The 3,546-nt window shown below is 44.8% G+C and carries 1 protein-coding gene; it reads right to left on the bottom strand.

Annotated features, from left to right (window positions below):
- A partial coding sequence (locus tag WFY05_RS19390) for an HYR-like domain-containing protein (RefSeq protein WP_340114584.1) occupies nucleotides 1-3,546 on the bottom strand: 3,546 nt, incomplete at both ends.

Raw genomic sequence — 3,546 nt, 5'->3', positions numbered from 1 at the left:
TGTATAAGTTTCATCCGAGCAGATGGTCACGTTGGTTACGATCGGATCCGGTTCCGGAGTTACTGTTACATTAAGTACTGTATCCGGTGCACAGTTGAGACCCTCATAATGAACATTAGTATCACCATCAGTTCCAAGGTATTCCATGCCGTCTGCATCCCATGTATAAGTTTCATCCGAGCAGATGGTCACGTTGGTTACGATCGGATCCGGTTCCGGAGTTACTGTTACATTAAGTACTGTATCCGGTGCACAGTTGAGACCCTCATAATGAACATTAGTATCACCATCAGTTCCAAGGTATTCCATGCCGTCTGCATCCCATGTATAAGTTTCATCCGAGCAGATGGTCACGTTGGTTACGATCGGATCCGGTTCCGGAGTTACTGTTACATTAAGTACAGTATCTGCGGCACAGTCAGCACCTTCGTAGTGAACAGTAGTATCACCATCAGTCCCAAGGTATTCCACGCCGTCTGCATCCCATGTATAAGTTTCATCCGAGCAGATGGTCACGTTGGTTACGATCGGATCCGGTTCCGGAGTTACTGTTATATTAAGTACAGTATCTGCGGCACAGTCAGCACCTTCGTAGTGAACAGTAGTATCACCATCAGTCCCAAGGTATTCCACGCCGTCTGCATCCCATGTATAAGTTTCATCCGAGCAGATGGTCACGTTGGTTATCAGTGGATCGGGATCATCATTGACTGAAACGTTTAGAACAGTATCTGCAGCGCAGTCAGCCCCTTCGTAGTGAACAGTAGTATCACCATCAGTCCCAAGGTATTCCACGCCGTCTGCATCCCATGTATAAGTTTCATCCGAGCAGATGGTCACGTTGGTTACGATCGGATCTGGCTCCGGGGTCACTGTTACATTCAGAGCAGTATCCGGTGCACAGTTGAGACCCTCATAATGAACAGTAGTATCACCATCCGCACCGAGGTATTCTAGGCCGTCTGTATCCCATGTATAAGTTTCATCCGAGCAGATGGTCACGTTGGTTACGATCGGATCCGGTTCCGGAGTCACTGTTATATTCAGAACAGTATCGGCGGCACAGTTGAGACCCTCATAATGAACAGTAATATCACCGTCGGTACCCAGGTATTCTACACCGTCTGCATCCCATGTATAAGTTTCATCCGAGCAGATGTTAACGTTGGTTACGATCGGAGCGGGCTCCGGAGTCACTGTTACATTCAGTACAGTATCGGCGGCACAGTCAGCACCTTCGTAGTGAACAGTAGTATCACCGTCGGTACCAAGATATTCTAGGCCGTCTGCATCCCATGTATAAGTTTCATCCGAGCAGATGTTAACGTTGGTTACGATCGGATCCGGTTCCGGAGTCACTGTTACATTCAGTACAGTATCGGCGGCACAGTCAGCACCTTCGTAGTGAACGGTAGTATCACCTTCGGTACCAAGATATTCCACGCCGTCTGCATCCCAAGTATAAGTTTCATCCGAGCAGATGGTCACATTGGTCACGATCGGATCTGGCTCCGGGATCACTGTTACATTCAGTACAGTATCGGCGGCACAGTCAGCACCTTCGTAGTGAACGGTAGTATCACCTTCGGTACCAAGATATTCCACGCCGTCTGCATCCCATGTATAAGTTTCATCCGAGCAGATGGTCACATTGGTCACGATCGGATCTGGCTCCGGGATCACTGTTACATTCAGAACAGTATCCGGTGCACAGTTGAGACCCTCATAATGAACAGTAGTATCACCATCGGTACCCAGGTATTCTACACCGTCTGCATCCCATGTATAAGTTTCATCCGAACAGATGGTCACGTTGGTTATCAATGGATCCGGATCATCATTGACCGAAACGTTTAGAACAGTATCCGCGGCACAGTTGTCACCTTCGTAGCGAACGGTAGTATCACCGTCCGTACCGAGGTATTCCACACCGCTAATACTCCAGGTATAAGTTTCATCCGAGCAGATCGTTACATTGGTGGTAATCGGTTCTGGTTTCGGAATGACATTCACTACTAATGTATCTTTTGCTACACAAGAACAACCATATTCAACGGTAATTACATAAATACCATCGCTGGCCAGTGTTGCATTAAAGGTTGGAGGATTTTGTCCAGTTTGTGAATAACCATCCGGTCCTTCCCATACATATGAAATTGCTTCCGGAACTTCACTGGAAAAGAAGATTACTTCATTTCCTTCACACACGGTAATATCTTCTCCTGCATCCACAGTTTCGTTACAGCAATTCTCTACAGAAATACGTTGAGTTTTATTTGTTAAATTTCCACAATCATCAGTTGCGCTCCAGGTTCGTACAATTGTGAATTGATCAAAACAACTTTGTTCATACAAAGTGTCAGCGCCAATGTATGTAACCGGAACATCACCACTGCAATTGTCATAGGCAGTTACAGTAGGTAATGCTGGAATATTTTCGCAATCTACAGTAGTATCGTTTGGTATATAGACTACTGGACCTGTGCTATCAACAACCTGAATTACCTGTTGTCCTTCAATCGTATTTCCGCAATTATCGCTTGCAGTCCAGCGACGCACAAAAATTTCATTGTATTCGCATCCTGAGAGGGCAGGGGTGAGGCAAACGTTATTAAAGGTAATTGTACCGTTTCCTCCTACCATTTTTTGTTTTCGTCCAAAAAGTCTCCAGGTTCCGTTCATGTCGCCTGTGAACTCGTCAAATCCTGATACAAGTGTAACGCCGGGAACGGTATTAACTGAAATAAGATCACCATAAGGTTTAAAATCTCCCACTAAATTTGCAGTAGTGGTGTTATCCCATGTTATTGAGGCAGATTCACTAAAGTTTGCATTAAATGTTCCAATTGTTCCACAAATGCTTGTACTGTTACAATAAGGACCTACTAAAATTACAGCCTGACCACTTGGTGCGATCAGCCAGAATTCAGCATTTCCAACTCCCTGTGTAACTGAGAAGCTCAGGGCCAGATTTTTTATGTCACTGGCTTTCAGGTTGTCAAGACCACTAATATCGAATTCCGCAATATTTCCTGCATCATTGGCGGTAAGTGTGAAAGAAACGTCGGTACCAAAACAGCTTCTATCCACAAAGGTTAAGGTCGGATCCGGATCGCAATTATCAGTTGCCATGGCCGCCCCTGTAAATGTAGTGTCAGTATCGTAAGAACAGTTCAAATCTGAATACACGATTGTATCGTCAGGTACAGTAAGAACTGGTAACGTATTATCTTCAACTGTAATTGTTTGTGTAAATGAAACATCATTTCCACAATCATCCACAGCTGTCCAACGTCTAACAATCTGTCCACAACCATCAGATACAGAATTGGTAAGTTCTTCGTAAATCACTTCAACATCTGAATCACAGTTATCTGTTGCAGTTATTTCTGGAGGAGTTGGTACTCCTTCGTCGCAAGTGATTGTCAGTGTAGTTTGAGGTGTTGAAATAAATTCCGGATCCATTCTATCTGATCCTGAATATGTCATTGTAAGGTCAAAATCGTTTGCAGCACAACCGTCAGATACGGTGTATGTTCTGACGAG

The organism is Maribellus mangrovi (assembly GCF_037646455.1).
Classification (GTDB): domain Bacteria; phylum Bacteroidota; class Bacteroidia; order Bacteroidales; family Prolixibacteraceae; genus Draconibacterium; species Draconibacterium mangrovi_A.
The sequence above is the reverse complement of the archived record's forward strand: the minus strand, read 5'-3'. Positions and strand labels throughout refer to the sequence as shown.